General features: G+C 59.8%; 26 protein-coding genes and 1 tRNA gene. 5 read left to right on the forward strand and 22 right to left on the reverse strand.

The window, feature by feature from the left end; genetic code table 11:
* The 3 genes from ACXRVY_RS03735 to gabD all read right to left on the reverse strand — a co-directional run.
* The coding region (locus ACXRVY_RS03735) for a response regulator (protein ID WP_458237032.1) at positions 1-216 on the reverse strand (216 nt) is incomplete at its 3' end.
* Positions 217-352: 136 nt separating this feature from the next.
* The gene (gene gabT / locus ACXRVY_RS03740) at positions 353-1,630 is read right to left on the reverse strand and encodes a 4-aminobutyrate--2-oxoglutarate transaminase (protein WP_223463254.1); all 1,278 of its coding nucleotides are present in this window, start codon (positions 1,628-1,630) and stop codon (positions 353-355) included.
* Between the two features lie 184 nt (positions 1,631-1,814).
* Positions 1,815-3,257 (reverse strand): NADP-dependent succinate-semialdehyde dehydrogenase, encoded by a 1,443-nt coding sequence (gabD, locus tag ACXRVY_RS03745; RefSeq protein ID WP_223463253.1) that lies wholly within the window; start codon positions 3,255-3,257, stop codon positions 1,815-1,817.
* A gap of 349 nt (positions 3,258-3,606) precedes the next feature.
* Here gabD and ACXRVY_RS03750 point away from each other — a divergent pair.
* Positions 3,607-3,683, forward strand: a tRNA-Arg gene (locus ACXRVY_RS03750).
* A 72-nt stretch (positions 3,684-3,755) separates the two neighbouring features.
* Here the strand turns inward: ACXRVY_RS03750 and ACXRVY_RS03755 are convergent.
* The 4 genes from ACXRVY_RS03755 to ACXRVY_RS03770 all read right to left on the reverse strand — a co-directional run bounded on the left by ACXRVY_RS03755 (position 3,756) and on the right by ACXRVY_RS03770 (position 5,364).
* Complete coding sequence (locus ACXRVY_RS03755; protein ID WP_223463252.1) at positions 3,756-4,064, reverse strand: type II toxin-antitoxin system RelE/ParE family toxin; 309 nt, start codon at positions 4,062-4,064, stop codon at positions 3,756-3,758.
* A complete protein-coding gene (locus tag ACXRVY_RS03760; protein WP_223463251.1) occupies positions 4,061-4,360 on the reverse strand; it encodes a type II toxin-antitoxin system Phd/YefM family antitoxin in 300 nt (99 codons plus the stop codon). The genes ACXRVY_RS03755 and ACXRVY_RS03760 overlap by 4 nt, the downstream gene beginning before the upstream one ends.
* Before the next feature lie 118 nt (positions 4,361-4,478).
* A complete protein-coding gene (locus ACXRVY_RS03765) occupies positions 4,479-4,748 on the reverse strand; it encodes a hypothetical protein (RefSeq protein WP_223463250.1) in 270 nt (89 codons plus the stop codon).
* Positions 4,749-4,803: 55 nt separating this feature from the next.
* Positions 4,804-5,364: a YbhB/YbcL family Raf kinase inhibitor-like protein gene (locus tag ACXRVY_RS03770; RefSeq protein WP_458237033.1), complete on the reverse strand. Its 561-nt coding sequence runs from the start codon at positions 5,362-5,364 to the stop codon at positions 4,804-4,806.
* Between the two features lie 139 nt (positions 5,365-5,503).
* Between ACXRVY_RS03770 and ACXRVY_RS03775 the strand changes: the two genes are divergently transcribed.
* A complete protein-coding gene (locus ACXRVY_RS03775; RefSeq protein ID WP_223463248.1) occupies positions 5,504-7,033 on the forward strand; it encodes an apoptosis inducing factor family protein in 1,530 nt (509 codons plus the stop codon).
* A gap of 237 nt (positions 7,034-7,270) precedes the next feature.
* Here ACXRVY_RS03775 and ACXRVY_RS03780 read toward each other — a convergent pair whose 3' ends face one another.
* The 11 genes from ACXRVY_RS03780 to ACXRVY_RS03830 form a co-directional block, all read right to left on the reverse strand.
* Positions 7,271-8,776 (reverse strand): YdgA family protein, encoded by a 1,506-nt coding sequence (locus tag ACXRVY_RS03780; RefSeq protein WP_458237034.1) that lies wholly within the window; start codon positions 8,774-8,776, stop codon positions 7,271-7,273.
* Positions 8,777-9,059: 283 nt separating this feature from the next.
* On the reverse strand, positions 9,060-9,695 hold the full coding sequence (locus tag ACXRVY_RS03785) for an NADH:ubiquinone oxidoreductase subunit N (protein WP_116264423.1): 636 nt from the start codon (positions 9,693-9,695) through the stop codon (positions 9,060-9,062).
* 92 nt (positions 9,696-9,787) lie between these two features.
* A complete protein-coding gene (locus ACXRVY_RS03790) occupies positions 9,788-11,236 on the reverse strand; it encodes an efflux transporter outer membrane subunit (RefSeq protein WP_223463246.1) in 1,449 nt (482 codons plus the stop codon).
* On the reverse strand, positions 11,233-12,120 hold the full coding sequence (locus tag ACXRVY_RS03795; protein ID WP_458237035.1) for an efflux RND transporter periplasmic adaptor subunit: 888 nt from the start codon (positions 12,118-12,120) through the stop codon (positions 11,233-11,235). Before ACXRVY_RS03795 ends, ACXRVY_RS03790 begins: the two co-directional genes overlap by 4 nt.
* Positions 12,117-12,326 (reverse strand): DUF1656 domain-containing protein, encoded by a 210-nt coding sequence (locus ACXRVY_RS03800; protein ID WP_458237036.1) that lies wholly within the window; start codon positions 12,324-12,326, stop codon positions 12,117-12,119. The genes ACXRVY_RS03795 and ACXRVY_RS03800 overlap by 4 nt, the downstream gene beginning before the upstream one ends.
* Complete coding sequence (locus tag ACXRVY_RS03805; protein ID WP_223463245.1) at positions 12,323-14,395, reverse strand: FUSC family protein; 2,073 nt, start codon at positions 14,393-14,395, stop codon at positions 12,323-12,325. The genes ACXRVY_RS03800 and ACXRVY_RS03805 overlap by 4 nt, the downstream gene beginning before the upstream one ends.
* Positions 14,392-14,820, reverse strand: a complete 429-nt coding sequence (locus ACXRVY_RS03810; RefSeq protein ID WP_223463244.1) for a MarR family winged helix-turn-helix transcriptional regulator — start codon at positions 14,818-14,820, stop codon at positions 14,392-14,394. The genes ACXRVY_RS03805 and ACXRVY_RS03810 overlap by 4 nt, the downstream gene beginning before the upstream one ends.
* A gap of 131 nt (positions 14,821-14,951) precedes the next feature.
* Positions 14,952-15,233 (reverse strand): type II toxin-antitoxin system RelE family toxin, encoded by a 282-nt coding sequence (locus ACXRVY_RS03815; protein WP_458237037.1) that lies wholly within the window; start codon positions 15,231-15,233, stop codon positions 14,952-14,954.
* Positions 15,223-15,468: a type II toxin-antitoxin system prevent-host-death family antitoxin gene (locus ACXRVY_RS03820; protein WP_150726393.1), complete on the reverse strand. Its 246-nt coding sequence runs from the start codon at positions 15,466-15,468 to the stop codon at positions 15,223-15,225. The genes ACXRVY_RS03815 and ACXRVY_RS03820 overlap by 11 nt, the downstream gene beginning before the upstream one ends.
* Positions 15,469-15,550: 82 nt before the next feature.
* Positions 15,551-15,796, reverse strand: coding sequence for a DUF2789 domain-containing protein (locus tag ACXRVY_RS03825; protein WP_150726392.1), 246 nt, complete (start codon positions 15,794-15,796; stop codon positions 15,551-15,553).
* A gap of 138 nt (positions 15,797-15,934) precedes the next feature.
* Positions 15,935-16,396, reverse strand: coding sequence for an aminoacyl-tRNA deacylase (locus ACXRVY_RS03830; RefSeq protein ID WP_108219767.1), 462 nt, complete (start codon positions 16,394-16,396; stop codon positions 15,935-15,937).
* A 198-nt stretch (positions 16,397-16,594) separates the two neighbouring features.
* Here ACXRVY_RS03830 and ACXRVY_RS03835 point away from each other — a divergent pair, with 198 nt between their 5' ends.
* Positions 16,595-17,128: an NfeD family protein gene (locus ACXRVY_RS03835; protein WP_223463242.1), complete on the forward strand. Its 534-nt coding sequence runs from the start codon at positions 16,595-16,597 to the stop codon at positions 17,126-17,128.
* A 2-nt stretch (positions 17,129-17,130) separates the two neighbouring features.
* Positions 17,131-17,889, forward strand: a complete 759-nt coding sequence (locus ACXRVY_RS03840; RefSeq protein ID WP_108219769.1) for a slipin family protein — start codon at positions 17,131-17,133, stop codon at positions 17,887-17,889.
* An 18-nt stretch (positions 17,890-17,907) separates the two neighbouring features.
* Here the strand turns inward: ACXRVY_RS03840 and ACXRVY_RS03845 are convergent, their stop codons facing one another.
* Both ACXRVY_RS03845 and ACXRVY_RS03850 read right to left on the reverse strand, forming a co-directional pair.
* Entirely contained in the window at positions 17,908-19,491 is a 1,584-nt protein-coding gene (locus tag ACXRVY_RS03845) for a glycosyltransferase family 39 protein (protein ID WP_458237038.1), read from the reverse strand.
* Between the two features lie 326 nt (positions 19,492-19,817).
* A complete protein-coding gene (locus ACXRVY_RS03850; RefSeq protein WP_223463276.1) occupies positions 19,818-20,144 on the reverse strand; it encodes a hypothetical protein in 327 nt (108 codons plus the stop codon).
* On the opposite strand from ACXRVY_RS03850, the gene ACXRVY_RS03855 reads away from it, so the two are divergent.
* Positions 20,049-20,930 (forward strand): RHS repeat-associated core domain-containing protein, encoded by an 882-nt coding sequence (locus tag ACXRVY_RS03855; protein WP_223463275.1) that lies wholly within the window; start codon positions 20,049-20,051, stop codon positions 20,928-20,930. The genes ACXRVY_RS03850 and ACXRVY_RS03855 overlap by 96 nt on opposite strands.
* A gap of 63 nt (positions 20,931-20,993) precedes the next feature.
* Here the strand turns inward: ACXRVY_RS03855 and ACXRVY_RS03860 are convergent, their stop codons facing one another.
* Positions 20,994-21,860, reverse strand: a complete 867-nt coding sequence (locus ACXRVY_RS03860) for an ABC transporter permease (RefSeq protein ID WP_457265714.1) — start codon at positions 21,858-21,860, stop codon at positions 20,994-20,996.
* 21 nt (positions 21,861-21,881) lie between these two features.
* Positions 21,882-22,742, reverse strand: coding sequence for an ABC transporter ATP-binding protein (locus tag ACXRVY_RS03865; RefSeq protein WP_223463938.1), 861 nt, complete (start codon positions 22,740-22,742; stop codon positions 21,882-21,884).
* Position 22,743: the final 1 nt, after the last annotated feature.

A 22,743-nucleotide genomic window follows, 5' to 3' on the forward strand; every position in this document is an offset into this window, starting at 1 on the left:
ATTCAGGCCATCGACGCCCGGCAACTCCCAGTCGGCTATCACCAGGTCATAGGGGTTGTCCGCCAGCAACTCCAAGGCCTGCTGACCATCGGCGCACAGATCCAGCCGCGCATCGCAGCGTACGTTCAACAACACTTCCTTGAGCAAATCCCGGGACCAGGGGTCGGCCTCGGCAATCAGGACTCTCGGAACCGCGGGTAAAATGACAGTTGTCATACAGCTCTCCCTGGCAATGCAGGAACCTTAGCCAAAGCTGGCCATTCGATACAGCGCTAATGCGCGGGATGCGTTTCAAGGGGAATGAAAAAACCCGCCGAAGCGGGTTTTTTGTGGATCAGGTCACACTGAGTGATCAGAGCTCGGAGAAGCACTCTTCGATGATCGCCAGGCCTTTGTCCAGTTGCTCGTCCGGCGAGGTCAGCGGTACCAGGACGCGCAGAACGTTGCCGTAGGTGCCGCAGGACAGCAGGATCAGACCCTTGTCGCGAGCCTTGGCCACAACGGACGCCACGGCTGCGGCGTTCGGCTTGTGGCTGTCGCCGTTTTCGAACAGCTCGACAGCGATCATCGCGCCCAGGGCACGGACTTCACCGATCACCGGGTACTTGGCCTGGATGGCCTTCAGACCGGTTACCAGACGCTCGCCAACAGCCTTGCAACGGTCCAGCAGGTGCTCTTCCTCGAACACTTCCATCACGGCCAGGGCCGCGGCGCAAGCGATCGGGCTACCGGCGTAGGTGCCGCCCAGGCCGCCTGGAGCGATGGCGTCCATGTATTCGGCCTTGCCGCAAACACCGGCCAGCGGGAAGCCGCCAGCGATGGATTTGGCGAAGGTGGTCAGGTCGGCAGCAACGCCCATCTGTTCCATGGCGAAGAAGGTGCCGGTACGGCCAGCGCCAGTCTGTACTTCGTCAGCGATCAGCAGGATGCCGTGCTGGTCGCACAGGGCACGCAGACGTTTCATGAACTCTTTAGGAGCGACGTAGAAACCGCCTTCGCCCTGAACCGGTTCGATGATGATCGCGGCGATGTCTTTCGGCTCGGCATCGTTCTTGAAGATGCGTTCGATGGAAGCGATCGAGTCGTCGATGCTCACACCGTGCAGTTCATTCGGGTACAGCGCGCGGAAGATGCCGCCTGGCATCAGGCCCATGCCGGCCGAGTAAGGCACGACTTTACCGGTCAGGCCCAGGGTCATCATGGTGCGACCGTGGTAAGCACCGGTGAACGCGATCACGCCGGCACGGCCAGTGGCGGCACGGGCGATCTTGATGGAGTTTTCCACGGCTTCGGAGCCGGTGGTCACCAGCAGGGTTTTCTTGTCGAAATCACCCGGCACCTTGGCGTTGATTTTTTCGCACACTTCCACGTACGGCTCGTAGGCCAGAACCTGGAAACAGGTGTGGGTCAGCTTGTTCAACTGCTCGGTCACGGCGGCGATGACTTTCGGGTGCAGGTGGCCGGTGTTCAGTACGGCGATACCGCCGGCGAAGTCGATGAACTCACGACCTTCGACGTCGGTCACGGTCGCGTTCTTCGCGGAATCGGCGAAGATCGGGTGAATCTGGCCAACACCACGTGGAACAGCAGCGGTACGGCGGGCCATCAAATCAGCGTTAGTCTTGCTCATACAGTCCTCATTCACCGCTCATCGGGCGGCGTGGTTCAAGGATAAAGCGACAGGGAGCAACGGCGGCAGCATGCGATGATCGACTGCCACGGCGTTCCCGGTCACCGAGAATATTCCGGTTTGAAGCGGCGCAAAGGGACAGCGCTCTCGTGCCCTTTGCGCTTGAAGCAATGCTCTTACTGGCTTAGATTCCCAGGCAGAGGTATTTGATTTCCAGGTAATCTTCGATGCCGTACTTGGAGCCTTCACGGCCCAGGCCCGAGGCCTTGATGCCGCCGAACGGCGCGACTTCGTTGGAGATCAACCCGGTGTTGACGCCGACCATGCCGTATTCCAGGGCTTCAGCCACACGGAACACACGACCCAGGTCGCGAGCATAGAAGTACGAGGCCAGACCGAACTCGGTGTCGTTTGACATCGCGATCACATCGGCTTCGTCTTTGAAGCGGAACAGTGGAGCCAGTGGGCCGAAGGTTTCTTCCTTGGCCACGGCAGCGTTCTTCGGCACGTTGGTCAGGATGGTCGGCTCGAAGAAGTTACCTTCCATCGACTTGCCGCCAGACAGCACGGTGGCGCCTTTGGCAACGGCGTCGGCAATGTGCTCTTGCACCTTGGCCACGGCTTTTTCGTCGATCAGCGGGCCAGTGGTGGTGCCTGCTTCCAGACCGTTACCGATCTTGAGCTTTGCCACAGCCACTTTCAGCTTCTCGGCGAACGCGTCGTAGACCGAATCCTGAATGTACAGGCGGTTGGCGCAGACGCAGGTCTGACCGTTGTTGCGATATTTGGAAATGATCGCGCCTTCGACGGCCTTATCCAGGTCCGCGTCGTCGAACACGATGAACGGAGCGTTGCCGCCCAGTTCCAGGGAGACTTTCTTGATGTCCTTGGCGCATTCCGACATCAGTTGACGACCGATTTCGGTCGAACCGGTGAAGGACAGCTTGCGCACGATCGGGTTGCTGGTCAGCTCGCTGCCGATGTCGCCGGCGCTACCGGAAACAACGCTGAACACGCCAGCCGGGATACCGGCACGCTGAGCCAGTTCAGCCAGGGCGAAAGCAGAAAAAGGAGTTTGCGAAGCAGGCTTGAGCACCATGGTGCAACCGGCGGCCAGGGCCGGGCCGGCTTTACGGGTGATCATTGCAGCCGGGAAGTTCCACGGGGTGATGGCAGCGGTCACGCCGATTGGCTGCTTGATCACGATCAGGCGCTTGTCTGGCTGGTGGCCCGGAATCACGTCACCGTAGATGCGCTTGGCTTCTTCGGCGAACCATTCGATGAAGGAAGCGGCGTAAACGATTTCGCCCTTGGCTTCGGCCAATGGCTTGCCTTGTTCCAGGGTCATCAGGCGAGCCAGGTCGTCCTGGTTCTCGATGATCAGCTCAAACCAGCGACGCAGCTTGGTCGCACGTTCCTTGGCGGTCAGTGCACGCCAGGCCGGCAGCGCTTTGTCAGCAGCTTCGATCGCACGGCGGGTTTCGGCAGCGCCCATTTTCGGCACGGTGCCCAGAATTTCGCCCGTTGCCGGGTTGTTGACCTTGATCGTCTGACCATTGTCCGCATCAACCCACGCGCCATCGATGAAGGCTTGCTGGCGGAACAACTGGGTGTCTTTAAGCTGCATGTCGGCTTTCCTTAACAGCACCGCAATGAATGCGGAGCAAATTATGATTGTTGAAAGGCGCCTCGATAGGCTGCCGTCAGGGAAATCATTCACCGGGCTGAAGCACATAAATAGCGCACTGATTCAAATCGCGCGGTTCAGCACCCAGAGATGAGCGTTTGAAATCTCAAACGAATCCTAGGATCAAAGGGGGTAAAGGACAATAGCCTGTTCGAAAAAAAGAACGAAAACGACGCTTTTGCCTATTTTTTCTGATCAACGTAGCAAACGCGCATTACAGCTTTAAAAAAACGCAGGCGATTCAGCAGCATGGACGCCCGCAGCGCATATGAGTATCATGGCGCCCGCTGCACCAGTAGCTCAGCTGGATAGAGTACTGCCCTCCGAAGGCAGGGGTCGTGGGTTCGAATCCCGCCTGGTGCACCATACGTTGTAACGAGAAAGCCTCAGGCCTTATGGGTCTGGGGCTTTTTTTGTGGGTGTTTGAAGGCTTGGCGCCTAATGATCAATGCTGTTTTTTTCAAACAGCCGGCCAATGTCTCTCGCGCTATGCAGCACGCGTTCGACCTTGATCCCGTCGTCCATCAAACAGTAGAAAACCAGATATCGACCATGGGCAAGCATTCGTAATCCCTTCGCGCAATCGTCTCTTGAAACACCCAGATTCGGTTGTTCAATCAACCGTGTGCACTGCCTACGTAGCTCACCCACAAACGTCCGAGCCCGTTCAGGGTTGTCCCGGGCGATAAAACGAGCGACTTGCAGCAGATCGTCCCGTGCCAATGCAGAGAAAAGCAATTGCCTCATGGACGGTTTTGCTCGGCTGCTACCTCATCAATCAGCGCTTCAAGCTCGGCAAACACGGTATCGGCAGTGATGGCCGGACGCGGATCGTTGCGGCTGGCTGCAATGGCTTCACGAAGTTCGGCAGCGTGTAGCCGATCCAGCAGCTGTTGATAGGCCGCGTGCGGTAAAAGATAGGCGGCTGGGCGATTGTGGTTGAGCACGGCAACAGGCTCGGAACCCGCTTGCTCAATGACAGTGCTCGGGCTGCGCTTGAGCTCGGTGATGCTGACCGAACGGCTTGCAAGTAGCTGTTCCATGACGGCCCCAAAGGTACGAAAAAAAGTACCTTATAGTGTTCCATTCCTTGCACGAGGGTCAACGAGTCTCCGACCGGTGCTGTCCTGGCCCACAAAAAAACCGCCGAAGCGGTTTTTTTCATTCTGTCGTCCAGTCAAACTCGTCGTACTCATCATCGTCCTCGTCGTCCTCGAAGAGCTCCTCTTCAAGGTCGTCGTCTTCAACAAGATCCTCTTCCGGCTGATTCAGCAGAAAATCCTTGCGACTCTCGGTAATCGCTCGCCGCAGTTCTTCTCCCTTTTGCGGGCAGTTGAGCATTTGGGCGATGCGGTCGATTTTTTTTGCCACGGCATCCTCCAACGCATCGGCTATAGCCTGATAGTGCGCGCTTTCGGGGGTGGATGCCAAATCCCCGGAATGCTGCGCACTTCAGTGTTCTGCAAATCTGCTGAGCGATCAGCCTTTAGCGGTGATAGCGCCGCACCACACTGCTGTTTCTCAGGACGTGGCCTTTGATTTTTTCCAGCAACTGCACACGGGTCAGGCCGGCGGGCAAGGCGTCCGGGGCCAGGTCCAGGGCGTAGATCTGGATGATGTAGTGATGCGCGCTGTCGCCAACGGGTGGGCAGGGGCCGATGTAGCCGGTGGTGTTTTTGCTGTTGGTACCGCCGAAGCCTTCGAGGCCGGGTTTGGTCCCGGCGCCCGCCGGGATCTGGTGAGTGCCGGCCTTGATGCCGTAATGCACCCAGTGATCGGCGCCCTGGCCCTTCTGGCCGTCCGGGTCGTGCATGACGATGGCGTAGCTTTGGGTGGYTGCCGGGCCGGTGTTCCAGTTCAACGCCGGGGAAATGTTGTGTCCGCCGCAGCCTGCGGCATCGCTGGCGGCGGCCAATGTGAACAGACGGTCATCGGAGACACCCGGAATGTTCAGGGTGAAGCGCTCCTGGGCCTGCGCCGGGAACTGCACGCAAAGGGCGACGGCTACGGCCGCGAGCCAAGGGTTCATTGAGGTCAATCGGGGCATACCGGAGCACCTTGTGCGTGTTGGGCCGTCGTCGGCGTGCAAACTATAGCCGGACCGTTCGCACCTTGGCAGGGGGAATTGGCTGAACCTCGCGATAGGCACCAGACTCATAAGTGAAACGTCTGTCTGGAGAGCAATCATGACTCTGCATCGCGTTGCGCGTGTCGCCAATGTGCCCGAAGACCGGGGTCTGGAAGTGCAGGTCCAGGACAGCAAGATTCTGCTGTTGCGGGCCGGTGAGCAACTGCGCGCTTATCAGGCCGAATGCCCTCATGCCGGAGCCCCGCTGGCTGACGGTGCGGTATGCAACGGGCGCCTGACCTGTCCGTGGCACAAGGCGCAGTTTCGGATCGAGGATGGCGGGCTGTGTGAACCGCCAGCCCTGGACAGCCTCAAGCGCTACCCCCTCGAAATCCGCGACGGCGACATCTGGGTCGGCGACCAGCCGTTGTCGGACGCCCACACGCCACCGGCCGACGATCCACGAACCTTCATTATTATCGGCGCTGGCGCGGCAGGTACGGCAGCGGCAGCGGCGTTGCGCGAGAAAGGTTTCGGCGGCCGGTTGCTGTTGATCGACCGCGAAGCCGACGCCGGATACGACCGCACCGCGCTGAGCAAATACGTGATCGCCGGGGAGATGCCGTTGCACGAAGTCCCGCCGCTGCGTGACGAGGACTTTTACCGCGAGCAGCGTATCGAGCGCCTGCAAGGCGAAGTGGCAAGCCTGGATGCGCCAAACAGGACGCTGCGGCTGACTGATGGCCAATCACTGACATACGACGCCGCGCTGCTGGCCACCGGCGGCGTACCCAACCCGCTGACGCTGCCCGGCGCCGACCTGCCGCAAGTGTTCGTCTTACGCTCCAAAGCCCATGCGCAGCAGATTCTGGACAGCGCCAGCGCCGGCCAGCGGGTGGTGATCATCGGCGACAGTTTCATTGCCATGGAGTCCGCCTCGTCCCTGCGCCAGCTTGGCCTGAACGTGACCGTGCTGGCCCGCCACGAAGTGCCGTTTGCCAAGCAGTTCGGTGACACGGTCGGCAAGGCCATTCGCGCACGGCATGAAGCCAATGGCGTCGTGTTTCATACCCGGGGCAATGCGGCACAGATCGAAGGGACGGACAAGGTCGAAGCCGTGCGCCTGGACAACGGCCAACGTTTGCCGGCCGATCTGGTGCTGGTCGGCATTGGCGTCACGCCAGCCACTGCGGCCTTCACCGGGCTGGCGAAAGAGCAGGATCACTCGCTGCGTGTCGACGGCACAATGCGCGTGGCCGACGGTCTCTGGGCGGCTGGCGATATCGCCACGTTCCCGCTGAACAACCAATACCTGCGCATCGAACACTGGCGACTGGCCCAACAGCAGGCGCGGATCGCTGCGGCCAATATGCTAGGCGGTGACGAGCATTACCTCGACGTGCCGTTTTTCTGGACCTGGCATTTCGGTAAAACCTACGACTACCTCGGGCACGCCGAGGCCTGGGATGAAGTCGAGTTCAAGGGTGACCCTTACGATCCGCCTTTCATAGGCCTGTTCGGAAAAAACGGCGTGGTGTCGGCGGCGGTCGCCTGCGAGATGGACCGGGCCATGGCGATGCTCGCCGAGCGGATGAAACAAACGTTGCCATGGGAAGAGGCATGGCGACTGATCCGTGACATTCCCTAGGGGGCGGACAGCAAAACGCCCGGCGCCTGCGCGATGCAGAGACCGGGCGCTGCCGTAATGCCAGTCAGTTAAGCGTTTGAACACCGCAAATCTTGTGGGAGCGAGCTTGCTCGCGATGACGGTTGGACAGTCACACAAGGGGTGCCTGACGGTCCGCTATCGCGAGCAAGCTCGCTCCCACAATGTCCGGGGCTTAACTGACTGGCATTAGGACGTTACCGGGTTACAAGGTCGCCGTTATTCGGTGGCGCCAGTACCCTGGAACTTGCTCATCACAAAACCGGCAAACTCTTCGACGGTCATTTTCTGGCCGTTGAAGTCCACCTGATTGTTGGCGTAATGCAAGTTGGTGACGATATTGTTGCCGTCCAGTTTTGCCAGTTGGCTGCCGACCGCCATGCTGCTGAACATGTCTGCGGTGGCAGTGGCCTGGTCGGCAATCAGCTTGGCATCGGTCTGGCCGTCGATTTGCGATTGCACGGTGAGCACATCGACCAACATGGGTTTGGACACTTGCAACTTGAAGTCCAGCAGCGCAATCAGCTGCCTGACCAACTGATCGGTCGGCAGGTCGATGGCTTGTGGCTTGGTCAGGTCGAGCACCATGTTGGCGCGGCTCTCACCGTTGGCGGTGTTGAACGACAGGTTTTCCAGGGCCACTTGCGGACCGGCCGCCAGCAGTTTTTCCAGGCTGGACTTGAGCAGTGCTTCTTCAGCTTCGGTCAGTTTCAGCTCCGGTGCCGGCAGACCGGCCGCCGTCGCTTCGGCTGCCGCCCGCTCATACGGCTGCAGTTTGCTCTGGTAAACCTGCATCAACGACAGGCTGGCCGGAATGTCGAGGTTCTTCAGGCTCATGGTCAGCGCACCGGAACCGATGGTCTTGCCATTCAAGGACACTTCGCTGACCTTGTAATCGGCACGCCCGGAGGCGCTGCTGCCCTTTTCTTCGGTCAGGTTCTTCATCTCGAATTTCTTGAAGTCCAGCACCGACTGCTTGACGCCAAAAGTCGATTTGCCGCTGGCCAGTTCAAGGACGTTTTCGCCGGTGTAGAAACCGTAGGTACTTTTTGTCAGGTTGCTGGCCAGGGTCAGGCCGTTCAATTCAACCTGCACCGGTGCCTGGTCTTCGGACACGGTGGTCACTTTCAGACTGTCCATGTAGCCACTGGCCTTGACCTTCTGCGCCTGGGCGCTGGCATCGACGTCCATGCTCAAGCCGGAAAACTTCATGCTCGACTTGTCATCCAGGGCCATTTCCAGCGRCTGCAACTCGAAGGTGCCATTGGTAGCGTTGTCATAGCCGATGTTGACCACGCCGGTCAGTGGGGATTTGTCCTTGGCGGCGRCAAACCACTTCTCGGTGGACGGGGTCTTTTCCAGTTCGTAGTGATTGGTCGCCAAGACTGGCAACCACTTCAGTGACATCAGCCGCGAGAACGGCAACGGGCCGTGTTCGATGTGATCGACAAACAGCAACTCGACCGGCGCTTCGCCGAACATTTCGCCTTCGCCCTTGAGACGGTAGTGCGCGGTGCTGCTGAATACATGACGCTCCAGCGACACCAGTTCCAGAGACGCTGTGCCGTTGGAACCGACCATGGCTGCCTGCAATTCCTTGTTGGCATTGGCAATCGAGGTGTTCAACACACCTTCGATTTTGGTGCCGGTGAACCAGGCTCCGCCTGCGCTGACGGCACCGATTGCGACAACGATTCCCAGTAGCACGCCTGCTGATTTATTCATGTATGACCCGTTCGATGTCCGTTGTTGAAAGTGAGGTCGTCTTCCCTGAACCCATGACAGGTTGCGGCTCGACTGTGCTGAAAGTGGAATGGAGATTAGCACCGGGCGCGACGAGCGGCCCAATGATTAAAGGTGAAAGAGTGTCTTGGGGGGTGTTCACGCGGTTGGAGATATTCGCAGTCAATGMAATTGCCATCGCGAGCAGGCTCGCTCCTACAAGGGGAATGCATTCCAATGTAGCAGCGAGCCTGCTCGCGATGGCGATCGAACAGCCGATATCAACTCAAGAGTATTGGACCTCGATCTCATCCAGCTGATGATCAAAGCTTTTGAGCCGCGCAGTCCAGGTGTACACCAGCACTTCGAAGTCGCGGTTGATCACCGCCCCGCCCGTCACTTCCGCACGCGGGTCGCAGACGTCCAGTTGATAACGTTCGCGGGCCATGGCCGTGGCGACATCGGCCAGTTCCCGGGCATTGCTGAGCCAGTGCCGACCGTCGTCAGCCACTTGCCGGTCCAGCGCCAGGCATTGTTTTTTCAGGCTCTCGAGGCTTTTTTCCAGCGGCGTGCCGGTCAATTCGCCCATGACTTCCTGAAACGTGCGCCCCGGCTGCCAGTAACTGCCCCAGAAATAACGGTCGAACACCGTTTCGACACGACGCAACGCCACCTTGGTGTCCCAGATCAGGACCAGGGTCTTGCCTTGTTCGAGTTGTCTTTTCTTGATGCGTTGATTCTGGACCGAGGCCCAGGCCACCACCGCAATGGACATCACCGCAATCAGCGCGACGGCACTGTCGAGGAACGCCAGAGCCTTGTCGATCTGGTGGGCCAGCATGATGCCGTAGAAATAGGTGGCCGACAGCAGCACTAATGCCACGATGGCGCACCAGAAGCCGAGAGCATAAGGGTTTTTCATTCTTGGTTTCCCCCTGACCTGCGCGTGCCTTGTGCGAAGAAAGGGCGCTTTGCACAGACGCCCGTCCAACACTTCAAAGCATAGCAATGGCCTCAGGGTTTGCCGGAGTTCGACGCTTGCGTTCGTCCGCTTTCCCAACCGCCGCCCAAGGCGAGGAACAAATCGATCTGGCTTGCGGCAACCTGGGTGTTCGCGGCCGCCAGTTGCGCCGTGACGTCGATGTAGGTGCGGGTGGCTTGCAGGTCGGCCAGGAACGAGGCGCGCCCGGCCTGGAAGAAGCGGTGGGTCTGGTCGGCCGCCAGTTTTGCCGATTGCTCGGCGTCCGCCAAGGCATCGCGACGTTGCAATAACGCGGTGTATTGGGCGAGGCCGGTCTGGGTTTCACGAATGGCGTTGAGCACCACCCCATCGAAATGCGCCAGCGTCGCCTGGGTCACCGCCTCGGCCTCGCGGATACGCGCCCGGGCGCCGTTGGTCGGCACCTTCCAGGTCAGCGACGGACCGAAGCCCCAGCGGTTGGTGGACGGGTCGCCGAGATCGTCCAGGATACCGACGGTACCGATGGTCGCGCCGATGCTGATATTCGGGTACAGCTCACCCGTGGCGACGCCAATACCGGCCGTCGCGGCCGCCAGCCGCCGCTCGGCCTGCCGCACATCCGGGCGACGCTTGAGCAACGCGGCGCCATCGCCCACCGGGATCAACTGCGCGATTTTTGGCAGCTCGTCGCAAGTGGCGGTGCCGGCCGGCAATTGATCCACAGGTTTGGCCAGCAACATCGACAAGCGGTAGAGCCCGGCCTGACGCGCCGCCTCATAACGCGGCATGTCCGCGCGCAGGGATTTGAATTGGGTTTGCGAGCGAGTGACCTGGGTTTCGTCGCCACGCCCGGCATCGCGCAGGCGCTGGATCAGCGTCGTGCTCTGGGCTTGCAGGTCGAGGGAGTGCTGGGCAATTTCCCGCTCTTCATTGGCCGCGCACACCTGGGTGTAAGCCCGAACCACGTCGGCCACCACGGTGATGCGTGCCGTATCGGCGGCTGCCTGAGTTGCATCGGCGTTGGCCTTGGCCGCTTCGATGCCGCGTTGCAAGGTGCCGAACAGGTCGAACTGGTACGACGCGCTGATGCCGATATCGCCAATGTTGGCCACCGGCACTTTTTCCGGGATCAGGAACGCCTGGCCGGACTCCTGCAAGCGCTGGGCGCCCATCTGCACGCCGCCACTCCAGCCGCCCGCCGCTTGCGCCTCATCGACCTGAGCGCGAGACCGCGACAAGCTGGCCGCCGCCACGCGCAAATCAGTGTTGGAGGCCATGGCCTGTTGCACCAACTGATCGAGTCGCGGGTCCTGATACAAACGCCACCAATCGGCCGGCACCGGCGCGGACACCACCGTTTTACCATCCACCGCCAGATCGCCCTGGAAGTCTGGACGATGGACAGCCGCCTCTTCGGGCAAATGATAATCCGGCCCGACCATCTGACACGCCGACAGCAGCAAGCCTAACCCGGCGACCGCCAAACCCGAGGCCTTGCTCATTGCGCCAGCTCCCGCTTTTGATCATCGATGATCGATACCGTGGCGGTGCGCCCGGCGATCATGCGGAAATCTTCCGGCACGTCATCGAAGGCGATGCGTACTGGAATCCGCTGGGCCAGCCGCACCCAGCTGAACGCCGGGTTGACGTTGGGCAGCAGGTTGTTGCCGCTGGTGCGGTCGCGGTCTTCGATACCGGCGACGATGCTCTCCACGTGCCCGCGCAGGCGCGCATTGTCGCCGATCACCCGTATGTCGACGCTTTGGCCGATATGGATGCCGTTCAGTTTGGTTTCTTCGAAATAGCCATCGATATGGAATGAGTTGCTGTCGACCACCGACAACACCGGACGCCCGGCGCTGACGAACTCCTGGGCCCGTGGCGCGCGGTCGTTGACGTAGCCGTCCACCGGGCTGCGGATCACCGAGCGGTCGAGGTTGAGTTGTGCACTGTCCACCGCCACCTGGGCCTCCATCAAAGCCACTTGGGCGCGGGCCACTTTCGACTGGCTTTCTTCCAGTTGTTCACCCGGCACCAGATTGCCCAGGCCCTTGTTACGCTTGGCCTCGCGCTGGGCCTGGGCCAGGGTTTCTTCACKGTCGGCAACGGCCGCTTTCGCCTGGCGCAGCGCCAGCTTGAAGCGGTCCGGATCGATGCTGAACAACACCTGGCCGCGTTTGATCAACYGGTTGTCGCGCACCTCCACTTGCTGGATCAGCCCGGACACGTCCGGGGCGATTTGCACGATGTCGGCACGGATGTGCCCGTCGCGAGTCCAGGGCGCGAACATGTAATACATCACCATGCGCCAGACCACGACAACGGCGAAACTCACGATCAACAGGGTCAACACCACGCGACCCAGGGTTAGAAACGGTTTTTTCATGTCATCAGGTATCGACTGAGTGAGTCCACAGCGCCAAGCAGCAAGGCGTAGAGGGCCACGTTGAACAATGCCCGGTGCCAGACCAGACGGTAAAAGTRCAGGCGCGTCAGCACTCCGTGCACCAACAGGTACAACACATACGTAATGCCCATCAGCACCAGCAGCGTGGGCAGGAACACCCCGCTCAGATCCAGGTCACCGATCATAAAGGCGCTCCATCAATGCCATGGGGAAGCGGTTCTTCGGGCTCGGCGGCACCGACGAATTCGACGCCGGGCAACAGTGCCAGACGCAAGCCGCTCAGGGCGTGCAGCAGATGCCGACGGGTTTCATCATCGCCGGCACCGCTGAGGGCGCGACGGGTGCGGTCGAGGGTCATCAGCAACGGGCTCGGTGCCGGCAAGCGCTCACCGGCCTTGAGACAGGCCTTGAAGTACTCGCCAACCTCGGCCACCACCTGGCGCAGCAGCACCTGCGGCACACCGAGGACCCGCGGCGTATAAGCGAGCAGGTCCAACAGATTCAGCGCCACTCGCACTTCCCGCAGCGCCACGCCAGAGTCCTGGCCGGTCATGGCCAGACGCGGCAGATGCTGCATCAGCCGATCGAGCATCCGTATGCCCAGAAGCCGATGCTCGGACAACGTGGCCGGCTCGGAGAGGCCGACAATGTCACGCCAGCTGAAACGGGTCAGGCGCTTGGCTGCAAGTTCGGCCCCGAACGGCCGGGCAATGAGGGTCCAGATGAACGCGAACAGCAGCCCCATGGGACCGGCCAGGTTGGAGTTGGCGAAACTGAGGAAGTCCGCGTCGTAAGCGCCCTGAATGCTGATGAAGGACGAAGTGTTGACCAGGGTCAGCAGCATGCCCAGGTAAAACTGCGGCTTGACCGTCAGGGTGCCGACGCAAATGAACGGTACGGCAAACGCCAGCACCAGCATCGGAAAGTCATGCAGGTTGGGCAGCACCAGAAACAGATAAAGGCTGGCGAACACCACCGACATCGCTGTCCAGAAAAAGAACCGGTAAATCTGCGGCGCCGGGTCGTCCATCGAGGCAAAGAAGCTGCACGCTACCGCCGCCAGGATCACGGCGCTGCCGCCATCGGTCCAGCCGAGCAGAATCCACAACACTGAAGCGACGATTATCGCAGTGACGGTGGAAGCAGCGGAATAGAACATCAGGCCACGATCCAGAAACGGCGTCAGCCGTCCCAGCCGCCAGTGCCGATACACCGCGCGCCAGTTGTCCTGGCTTTCGCACTGGATGGCGTATTGCAGGCTGCGGCAGTCCTGCCACAGATCGATCCATTCGCCGAGACGGTAAATGGCGTTGGAGAACAGCAGTTGCTTGCGGTCATCCAGCACTTCGGGAGCAGGTTGCAGGGCCTCAAGTAGATCTTTCAGGGCCTGCCAGCGGTCGAGATCGGCATCCTTGTGTTCGAGCCATTCGGTGGTGGCGGCCAGCAACGGCGCGAACTTGTCCACAAGCTCGGGAGTGCGTCGTTCCAGGGCGTAAAGCGCATCGTCGAGGGCATCGATCACAGGCAGCAGGTGAATCATCCGTCCGCGCAATTCCTTGGTGTTACGCACCGTCTGCGGACGCGAGCCTTCGTGGGGCAACTGACCAATCATCAACTCCAGGGAGTTGAACGTGGCGACCATCGATGCGCGCAACGCGCTGACTTCTTCAGGTTGCACGTTACGGCTGAGAAAACGCAGGCTGTAGGTCGATGCATCGGTAAACCATTTGCTCACCGAATCGTTGAACACCGGCGCCAGACGCCGGGGCCAGAACATGGCACCGACCACCGCCGCCACGGCGATACCGAGAAAGATTTCTTCGGTCCGCGCTTCGGCCACGTCCCACACCCCCAGCGGGTTGTTCACCACCGGCAGGGCGATCAACGGCAAGGTGTAACCGGCGAGCATCAAGGCGTAGTTGTTGGCCGTGCGCAAATGCAGGGACAGAAACAGCAGTGTGCCGGTCCACAGTGCAATCACCACCACCAGCACATAAGGGCTCTGCACAAACATCGGCACGAACAGAACCGCCGCCGCAGCGCCGATAAAGGTGCCGACCGCCCGGTACAACGCCTTGGAACTGGTAGGCCCGAGAAACGGGCTGGAAACGATGTACACCGTGGCCATCGCCCAGTACGGACGCGGCATTTGCATAAGCAAGGCGATGTACAGTGCGATCATCGATGCGGCGAAGGTGCGGACTCCGTAGAACCAGTCCCGCGCCGGGGGCATGCCCGAGAAGAATCCGTTCAAGAGTTGGCCACCGATGGCGGTGTGGCCGCTTCAAAAGCTCTCAGCACCCGCAGCGTAGCTTCCAGATCACCCTGGTCAATGCCTTCAAGTACTTCGTGGCGCAAGCGCACCAGCTCCACTTCGACCGCCTGCACCAGTTCCCGACCGGTTTCGGTCAGGCTCAGGCATTTGGCGCGGCGATCCTGTGCATCTTCGGTGCGGCAGACGTAACCGGCATGGCACAGTTGATCGAGCAGGCGTACCAGCGACGGGCTCTCCATCCCTGCTGCCTGGGCCACCGTCACCTGGCGCACACCCTCGCCCAGACGCCCGATCATCAACAGCGGAACGGCGCAGGCTTCGGAGATTCCGTAGTTGACCAGCGTAGTCTGGCAGATTTTGCGCCAATGCCTGGCGGCCACCACCATGGCACTGCTGATGTTCATCTGGAGAACGTCGAGGTTATTCGGCACGAGGGAAAACACACACTGTTAGTTTGCTAACTATCAATATGCATTGGAGAGGATTTTCCGTCAAGTTTTGAAACAAATACGTAATAGAGACCTGTCGAGAGCGATCAACGTTTCCTGGCGCGCTCATACACTTCACTGCGCTCGCGCTTTCCTACTGCAACGACAGAAACGACAACGCGCTCATCTATCACCTCGTAGACGAGTCGATATCCCGATGACTTCAACTTGATTTTGTAGCAGTCGGGCATGCCATGGAGTGAGTCGCAAGGGACTCGAGGCAGTTCAAGCCGCTCTGCCAACTTCTTTTTGAATTGTTCACGCAACGTGTGCCCCAGCTTGTCCCATTCCTTGCGTGCARACGGCAGAAATTCGAGCTTATAAGTCATCCAGCGTTACCGAAATCGGCGTTTCATGACGACGAGAACGCACGATTTCCGCCAATTCCAGATCATCCAGGCGTTCCATCATGGCTTCGAACACATCGGCAGGGACCATATACCCCATGACACGATTGTGATTGAGCACTGCGACGGGCCCTCCATGGGCGCCATTCAAAACGGCAGAGGGGTTTTTCTTTAGTTCAGACACGCTGACAGCCATGTCAGCCAAAACACTTTGCATAATTAAGACCTCAAATAAGGTCTTAATTCTGGTCAATTATTGTGATCAGAGCAACCTCGGTGAACCACCGCCTATCAGTTTTCTAAACCCCCCGCCCTTTCCTCAGCAGCACATCCAGCTGATCCACCACCTCCGCCCAATCCGCGTCATCGAGTATCTCCTCTCGCAGAAGATCCGCCTGACTCGGGCTCCAGAAAAATGCATCCGCAAGGTGCAGCTCCGGTTTGAGCGGTGAATGGGTGGCGATGAATTTATCGATGCTTTCGGCGTCGTCCGGCAGGCCGAGTTGCTTGAACAGGGATGGAAGGTTGTGGGTTGGGCTTTCCATGTCTAGCTCCTGTGAACTGATTAAGGGACCGCTGCGCGGTCATCGCGAGCAGGCTCGCTCCCACACGGTTCTGAGTCGATCACAAAACCTGTGGGAGCGAGCCTGCTCGCGATGACGTCAGCATTGACGAAACAAAACTCAATGACTCAACTCCCGCACTTCGGCATGCGGCACCATTTTCAGAAACTCGGGCATGTCCATGCGCACCAGGTTGACGTGATTGCCGGCCTCCAGATAGATGTCTTTCTGCCGGGTCAGCAGCGGATCGATGACCACCTCCAACCCATAGGACTCACCCAGCGCCGGTACGGCGCCGCGTTCGCAATCGTCGAACAGGTGCGCCAGGTTGCTTTCGCGAGACACCTGCCACTCACCGCTACTGCGGACTTTGCTCAGGTCAAGGTGACGGCTGGCGGGCAGCACGGCCATCAGGTAATGCCCATGGTGATCGTCGAGGATCACCGATTTTGCCACCCGTTCGGCAGGAATACCTGCGACCCGTGCCGTTTCGAGGCTGCTGGCCGAGTGTGGGTGGCTGACGATGTCGTAGTTGCATTGAGCCTTTTCCAGACTTCGCTGCACGGTTCTTGCCATACGCATGATGCACCTCGGTGTCCGCAACAATCGCTGGCGGACGCTGGTTAACAATTCTTTCGGTACTGAAAGTCTAGGCCCGATGACGTGTTCCGGCGGGAAATCCGCCCATCGGATGTCGACGAAAATTGAGCAAAATTCATACCGGCCAAGGCTCAACTAAACTGTGTTCAGAGCCACCCCAAGACTCTCTCGGAGGGTCAAGTGAACTTGCGCTGTTGTGCCATTGCGCTGCTGTTGGCGTTGAGCGGATCGACCTGGGCCGCCGACACGGTTGTATTGCTGGTGCCCAACCCCCTCGGGATCTGGCTGATCACCTTCGGCCTCGCGTTTCTGATCGCCGAGGCGGCACTGCCCAATTACGGTGTGATCGGCCTGGGCGGCATCGTGATGTTCGTGATCGGCGCGGTGATCCTGACCAATACCGATGTGCCCGAGCCGCTAATGATCGGCCTGGGACTGGTCAGCGCGCTGTTGCTGATCTACCTGGTGTTTCACGCCCTGAAGACCCGACCGCGCCACACCGTCAGCGGTGATGCCGGGCTGGTCGGCAGCGAAACGCCAGTCACGTCAGTGCAGCTCGGCAACGCCTATGGCGGCTGGGTGCATCTGCAAGGAGAACGATGGCAAGTGCTCAGCGCGACACCGCTGCAGCCCGGGCAACGGGTGCGAGTGGTGGGGCGCAAGGGTTTGCTGCTGCAAGTGGCCGCGGCTGACGCGGCGCCGGGTGGAGAATAGTCATGGGTTTGCAATTGGGTCTTGTCGCGCTCCTGCTGTTGCTCATCGCACTGGCGGGGTCGACGTTTCGCATCCTGCGCGAGTACGAGCGCGGCGTGGTGTTCCAGCTCGGGCGCTTCTGGCAGGTCAAGGGCCCTGGTCTGATCCTGCTGATTCCGGTGGTCCAGCAAATGGTCAGGGTCGATTTGCGCACCGTAGTGCTGGACGTGCCGCCGCAAGACGTGATCACCCGCGACAACGTGTCGGTCAAGGTCAACGCGGTGCTGTATTTCCGCGTGCTCGATCCGCAAAAGGCAATCATCCAGGTTGAAGACTTTCTGATGGCCACCAGCCAACTGGCGCAGACCACGCTGCGGGCGGTGCTGGGTAAACACGAACTGGACGAACTGCTGGCCGAACGCGAACGGTTGAACCTGGACATCCAGCAAGTACTCGACGCCCAGACCGACGCCTGGGGCATCAAGGTCGCCAACGTCGAGATCAAACACGTGGACCTCAACGAATCGATGATCCGCGCCATCGCCAAGCAGGCTGAAGCCGAACGGGAACGGCGAGCCAAGGTGATCCACGCCGAAGGCGAATTGCAGGCCTCGGAAAAACTCATGCAGGCCGCCGAAATGCTTGGCCGCCAACCGGGGGCCATGCAGCTGCGCTACATGCAGACCCTGAGTTCGATTGCCGGCGACAAGAGCTCGACCATCGTCTTTCCACTGCCGATCGAGTTGCTCAAGGGCATGGCGGACTTGTCGTCGAAACCCTGAAGGTTGCGATGACGCCACTCATTGTCCGGTATTGCCAGACAGGTACAACCTCGCGGCAACACCACCAGCCTTCATCTGACGAGCGATATGCCATTGCGCCGGCAACGGTGCGAACTCGTCAGGTACGTCGGCGGTACTGATCAGCCAGGTTCGTCCCGTGCCCTTGGGCAGGTCGCTCAAGTGGTCCAGGTACACGTCTGGCATCGTCAAGGTACCGAAACCATAGTCGTTCGGCCGGCTCGAAGTGCCATCGGCCCGTGGCGGTGTGTAGAGCAGGGGCTGGGTACTGGTGCGGTTGTAGTAGACGTAACTCAAGTACCAGAGCATGTCACTGGTGACGATCCGGTCCCCCGGCTGAAAATGCAGGTTGACGTCTTCCACCAGGACATTGACCTGATCATGGACGTCCACTGTCGCGTTATTTTTCAGGCCCACCAGTTCAACACCGACAAACAGGACCAGCACCGTCATGGCCAGCACCCGGGAACCGGAGTACAAGCGGTCGATTGCCAATGCCGCCAACAGCGGCAGGCCAAGGGCATACGCGGTGAGGTAGCGCTCGATGAATATCGGCGAAAAAAACGACACCGCAAACACCAGCAGCATCGGGACAAAGGTGTAGACCGCGAGCAACGCGCTGCCACGGAACACACTGCGATCACGCGCCAGCGCCACCCACGCCAACACCGGCAAGGTCAGCGGCAAGGCAATAAATACCAGTGGCGGCAGGGTTTCTCCGTCGTCCTGGGTCAGCAACGACCAGACCATCGACGGCAAGGAATCCAGGCTGACGGGCAATTCCCAGCCAACATCGCCATTGGCCTTCAACTGGTCCAGGTGGCGTAGCAGGTCGACAAACCCCGGTAGCCACGGCAGATACAGCGCCACGATAGCCACATTGGCCAGCCACCAGTCACCCCGCTGGATGTGTCRCAGGCGATGACCCGGCTGCACACGGATGATCCCCAGATACAGCCAATGGCAGAGCACGCAAAGGGCCGTGAAGTAATGGGTGTAAAACGCCGCGCTCATCAGCACGACATAGATCACCAGATAGCGCCGGCGCTGCGGCTTGCGGATCCAGTACACCAGCGCAATGGTTGCCCCCAGCAACCACAGCCCCAGCAGCGAATACATTCGCACTTCCTGGCTGTAGCGCACCGCCGTGGGCAGCAGGGCCAGCAGGAAGCCGGCGAAGATTGCAGCACGGCGGGTGGCGAGCTGATCGACCAGCCACACACCGAGCCCGACCGAGGCAATCCCCGGCAGGGCACTGAGGCAACGGATCGACAATATGCCGTCGCCAAACATCGCGATCCAGCCGTGCAGCAGCATGAAGTACAGGGGCGGGTGCACGTCGTAGGCGGCGTGTACCCAGATGTCAGGTAATGAATAACGGGCCAGCAGCAGGCTGGAACCCTCGTCGCCCCAAATCGCGGCAGCGGTCAGATCGTAAAAGCGCACCAGCGCGGCCAATACCAGAATCGGCACCAGCCAATKCTCTCGCGCCCAGCGGATCAACGGTTGCGCGCCCCTGGCAAAACCAGGATTGGCATGCGGTCCCTGAGTGTCGCCCATCGGCGTTTCTCTGCGCGCCTCCATTGCCTCCCCTTGCGACATTGTGTGAAGAGCCAGATTGTTTGTGCATCACTTTAGCCCTTCAAGCCGAGCAACGTCGATGCTGACCCGGTAATGGAGCGATAGCCGGCGGCGGCACCGTCAGCGTTGCGCCGTCTGCGCCACGGGATACACCGACTCCCAACCACCACCCAACGGCTCGCCACAGGAGATCCAAGGTGGTCGCAAAATTTGTGTACGACAAAGAACCAATGTAGGAGCGAGCCTGCTCGCGAAAGCGGTGGATCCGTCACCACCTCCATGCGCTAGCCCATAGAAACAACTCACACCACTATCAGTTCTGATAGTTATCAAGTTGGGCTCAAGCGAGTAAAACTCAAGGTCTGCTCCACTTCCGCGAAGATCCCGGTATGAGTCACGCCAAACCTGTTGATCCAAACAACCGCAGCGAGCCACGGGTAATACTGCTGGCAACCGACCGCAGTCAGTCCATCATTGGTGAAATCGTCGATGGCCAGGCCCACACCCTCGGCTACTCCGCCTACGGCGAGCGGTCCGCGCAGCAGAAAGTCGAGACACGACTGGGGTTCAATGGCCAATTGCGCGAAGAAAAGATCGGATGGTATTTGCTGGGTAACGGCTACCGCGCCTACAACCCCTGCCTGATGCGCTTTCATAGCCCGGACAGTTGGAGTCCGTTTGGACGGGGTGGGTTGAATGCGTATATGTATTGCGTGGGGGATCCGGTGAATGCTTCGGATCCGACGGGACATAGCAGGGTGGGAAAACTCTTTTCGCGCGGCTACGATTTTCTATTTGGCGGCCCCGGAGCTACAGGGTCAGGCAGACCATTAGCGGATTTTGGTCCAATGTCTCCTGAAAAAACGGGTGAATTCACGGGGTTAATGATAGCGGGTGGTCCTGTAGCGGCGGCACCCGGCCCAAGAGGAGACATAATAAGCGAGGGTGCGCGGATGACCAGCGTTGCCTCGGAGAGTCTTAGTCGACCTGGATACGCAGACGGAGCGGCGTTGGGCGGATTGACCGCTCTTGGTAATAGATCAACAACTCCCTTCGGAAGAAGCGGAGACGGTGGCTGGGCTATGGGCTCCAACTCAAGCGCTCGTGGCCACTTACCGCAGCGATCGAGTTCTTTTGACCAACCGAGAACTCTATTCAATGGTTCAACCCCAACGGAGCCAACCCTCGTACACGAGAGGCTTTTAGGTGGTGCACCGCCTAGCGGCCCACCAAGCGCAGCGACCAATAACGGCCCCGCTGGCGGCGCCTATCTTCCAACATCTCCTCCGAGTTCGCGATCATCATCGTTCGACAGCTCTGGACCGAGTGACTGGAGTTCCAGTTCCAGCTCAAGCTCTTCTCGCTCTCCCAGGCCAGTGCTTGTGACGCTTATACGTAGAAGTGACGGCTCGTCGTTCAATTACTGGGTAACGAAAAAATAGAAACGCTGATCGCCTTGCTCAATGGGCTCATTACCAATATGTCGTCCAAACATTCGGCGTTCCCTAACGCACCATCCCCCACCGCCTAACCGTCACCCGCTCCAACGAATCAAACACCAGATTCTCCACCAGCAACCCAATCAGAATCACCACCGCCAACCCGGCAAACACCTTGTCGGTATACAGCTCATTGCGATTCTGAAAGATGTACCAGCCCAACCCGCCCTTCCCGCTGGTAGCGCCAAACACCAGCTCAGCAGCAATCAACGTCCGCCAGGCAAACGCCCAGCCGATTTTCAGGCCGGCGAGGATCGACGGCAGCGCCGCTGGAATCAGGATGAACAGCACGAAGCGCATGCCCTTGAGACCGTAGTTGCGCCCGGCCATGCGCAGGGTTTCCGAGACGCCGAGGAAGCCGGCGTAGGTGTTCAGCGCCAGCGCCCAGAGTACCGAATGCACCAGCACGAAAATCAGGCTGTTCTGGCCCAGTCCAAACCACAGCAGCGCCAGCGGCAACAGGGCGATGGCCGGCAAGGGGTTGAACATCGAGGTCAGGGTACTGAGCAAATCGCGACCAAATTGCGTCGACACCGCCAGTGTGGTCAGGGCAAACGCCAGGCCGATGCCGATCAGGTACCCCTTGAGCAACACCACCAGAGATATCCACACCTTGCCCAGCAATTCACCGCTGAGCAGGCCGTCGTACAAGGCGTGTGCGGTTTGCACAAAACCCGGCAGCAGCAGGTCGTTGTTTTGATACCGGGCAATTGCTTCCCAAAGCACTGCGAGCAAAATCAGGATCAGGCTCTTACGTAGCCAACCTTGCTGCCACAGACGTTGGCCGAGGGGTAATTCACGCTCCAGCGGCACGCTGGTCAGTGGCTGCAAAACCGTTTCGAACTCTTCACGCTGGGATGATAAATGGCTCATCGGGCCCTCCTTTCAACTGGCTCAATAAGCGATGCGGATGTCGGCGAAATCCAGCTCATGATCGGCTTGGGTCGGCTGGCCTTCGTCGAACAGCAGCCGATGGATGCGCCGTGCCGATTCCTGAAACGCCACACCGCCGAGGCTGTGCAAATCGTATTGATGGCTGTGGACTTCCGCCCTCACCCGCCCCGGATGCGGAGACAGCAACAGGATGCGGTTGCCCACCACCAGCGCTTCTTCGATGGAGTGCGTGACGAACAGCAGCGTGAAACGCACTTCCTCCCAGAGCAGCAATAATTCTTCCTGCATCTTGCGTCGGGTCAGGGCATCGAGGGCGGCGAAGGGTTCGTCCATGAGGAGGATTTTCGGCTGCATAGCCAGTGCCCGGGCAATAGCAACCCGCGCCTTCATCCCGCCCGACAGGGTATGCGGATAAGCATCGGCAAACGCCGCCAGACCGACCTTCTCCAGATAATGCAACGCCCGCTCTTCGGCCTCTTTGCGCTTGAGGGTTTTCGAGGCCAGCAGCGGGAACATCACGTTCTGCTTGACGGTTTTCCACGGCGGCAGTTGATCGAACTCCTGGAACACCACGATCCGGTCCGGCCCCGGCGCATCGACGCGCTGGCCTTGCAGACGGATCTCGCCTTCCACGGGCTGGATGAAGCCGGCGGCAGCCTTGAGCAACGTCGACTTGCCACAACCGGATGGCCCGAGCAGAACAAAACGGTCCGCCGGATCGATCTGGAAACTGACTTGATGGGTCGCCCGCACCACCCGCTGCGTCGTGCGGTATTCGAGGCTGACGTTATCGACCGACAGCAGCGCCTGGGCTGCCGCGATCGGTTTGCTGACCGTGTGGCCTTGCAAAGGGGCGTTCATT

Source organism: Pseudomonas sp. P5_A2_2 (assembly GCF_054177685.1).

What these genes read in the sequence shown, in the direction of transcription:
- ACXRVY_RS03820 (WP_150726393.1), bottom strand. Translation starts at nt 15,468, where the DNA reads ATGCAAAGTGTTTTGGCTGACATGGCTGTCAGCGTGTCTGAACTAAAG.
- ACXRVY_RS03785 (WP_116264423.1), bottom strand. Translation starts at nt 9,695, where the DNA reads ATGAAAAACCCTTATGCTCTCGGCTTCTGGTGCGCCATCGTGGCATTA.
- ACXRVY_RS03790 (WP_223463246.1), bottom strand. Translation starts at nt 11,236, where the DNA reads ATGAGCAAGGCCTCGGGTTTGGCGGTCGCCGGGTTAGGCTTGCTGCTG.
- ACXRVY_RS03840 (WP_108219769.1), top strand. Translation starts at nt 17,131, where the DNA reads ATGGGTTTGCAATTGGGTCTTGTCGCGCTCCTGCTGTTGCTCATCGCA.
- ACXRVY_RS03860 (WP_457265714.1), bottom strand. Translation starts at nt 21,860, where the DNA reads ATGAGCCATTTATCATCCCAGCGTGAAGAGTTCGAAACGGTTTTGCAG.
- gabD (WP_223463253.1), bottom strand. Translation starts at nt 3,257, where the DNA reads ATGCAGCTTAAAGACACCCAGTTGTTCCGCCAGCAAGCCTTCATCGAT.
- ACXRVY_RS03760 (WP_223463251.1), bottom strand. Translation starts at nt 4,360, where the DNA reads ATGGAACAGCTACTTGCAAGCCGTTCGGTCAGCATCACCGAGCTCAAG.
- ACXRVY_RS03825 (WP_150726392.1), bottom strand. Translation starts at nt 15,796, where the DNA reads ATGGAAAGCCCAACCCACAACCTTCCATCCCTGTTCAAGCAACTCGGC.
- ACXRVY_RS03850 (WP_223463276.1), bottom strand. Translation starts at nt 20,144, where the DNA reads ATGAAAGCGCATCAGGCAGGGGTTGTAGGCGCGGTAGCCGTTACCCAG.
- ACXRVY_RS03755 (WP_223463252.1), bottom strand. Translation starts at nt 4,064, where the DNA reads ATGAGGCAATTGCTTTTCTCTGCATTGGCACGGGACGATCTGCTGCAA.
- ACXRVY_RS03810 (WP_223463244.1), bottom strand. Translation starts at nt 14,820, where the DNA reads ATGAACATCAGCAGTGCCATGGTGGTGGCCGCCAGGCATTGGCGCAAA.
- ACXRVY_RS03865 (WP_223463938.1), bottom strand. Translation starts at nt 22,742, where the DNA reads ATGAACGCCCCTTTGCAAGGCCACACGGTCAGCAAACCGATCGCGGCA.
- gabT (WP_223463254.1), bottom strand. Translation starts at nt 1,630, where the DNA reads ATGAGCAAGACTAACGCTGATTTGATGGCCCGCCGTACCGCTGCTGTT.
- ACXRVY_RS03775 (WP_223463248.1), top strand. Translation starts at nt 5,504, where the DNA reads ATGACTCTGCATCGCGTTGCGCGTGTCGCCAATGTGCCCGAAGACCGG.
- ACXRVY_RS03830 (WP_108219767.1), bottom strand. Translation starts at nt 16,396, where the DNA reads ATGCGTATGGCAAGAACCGTGCAGCGAAGTCTGGAAAAGGCTCAATGC.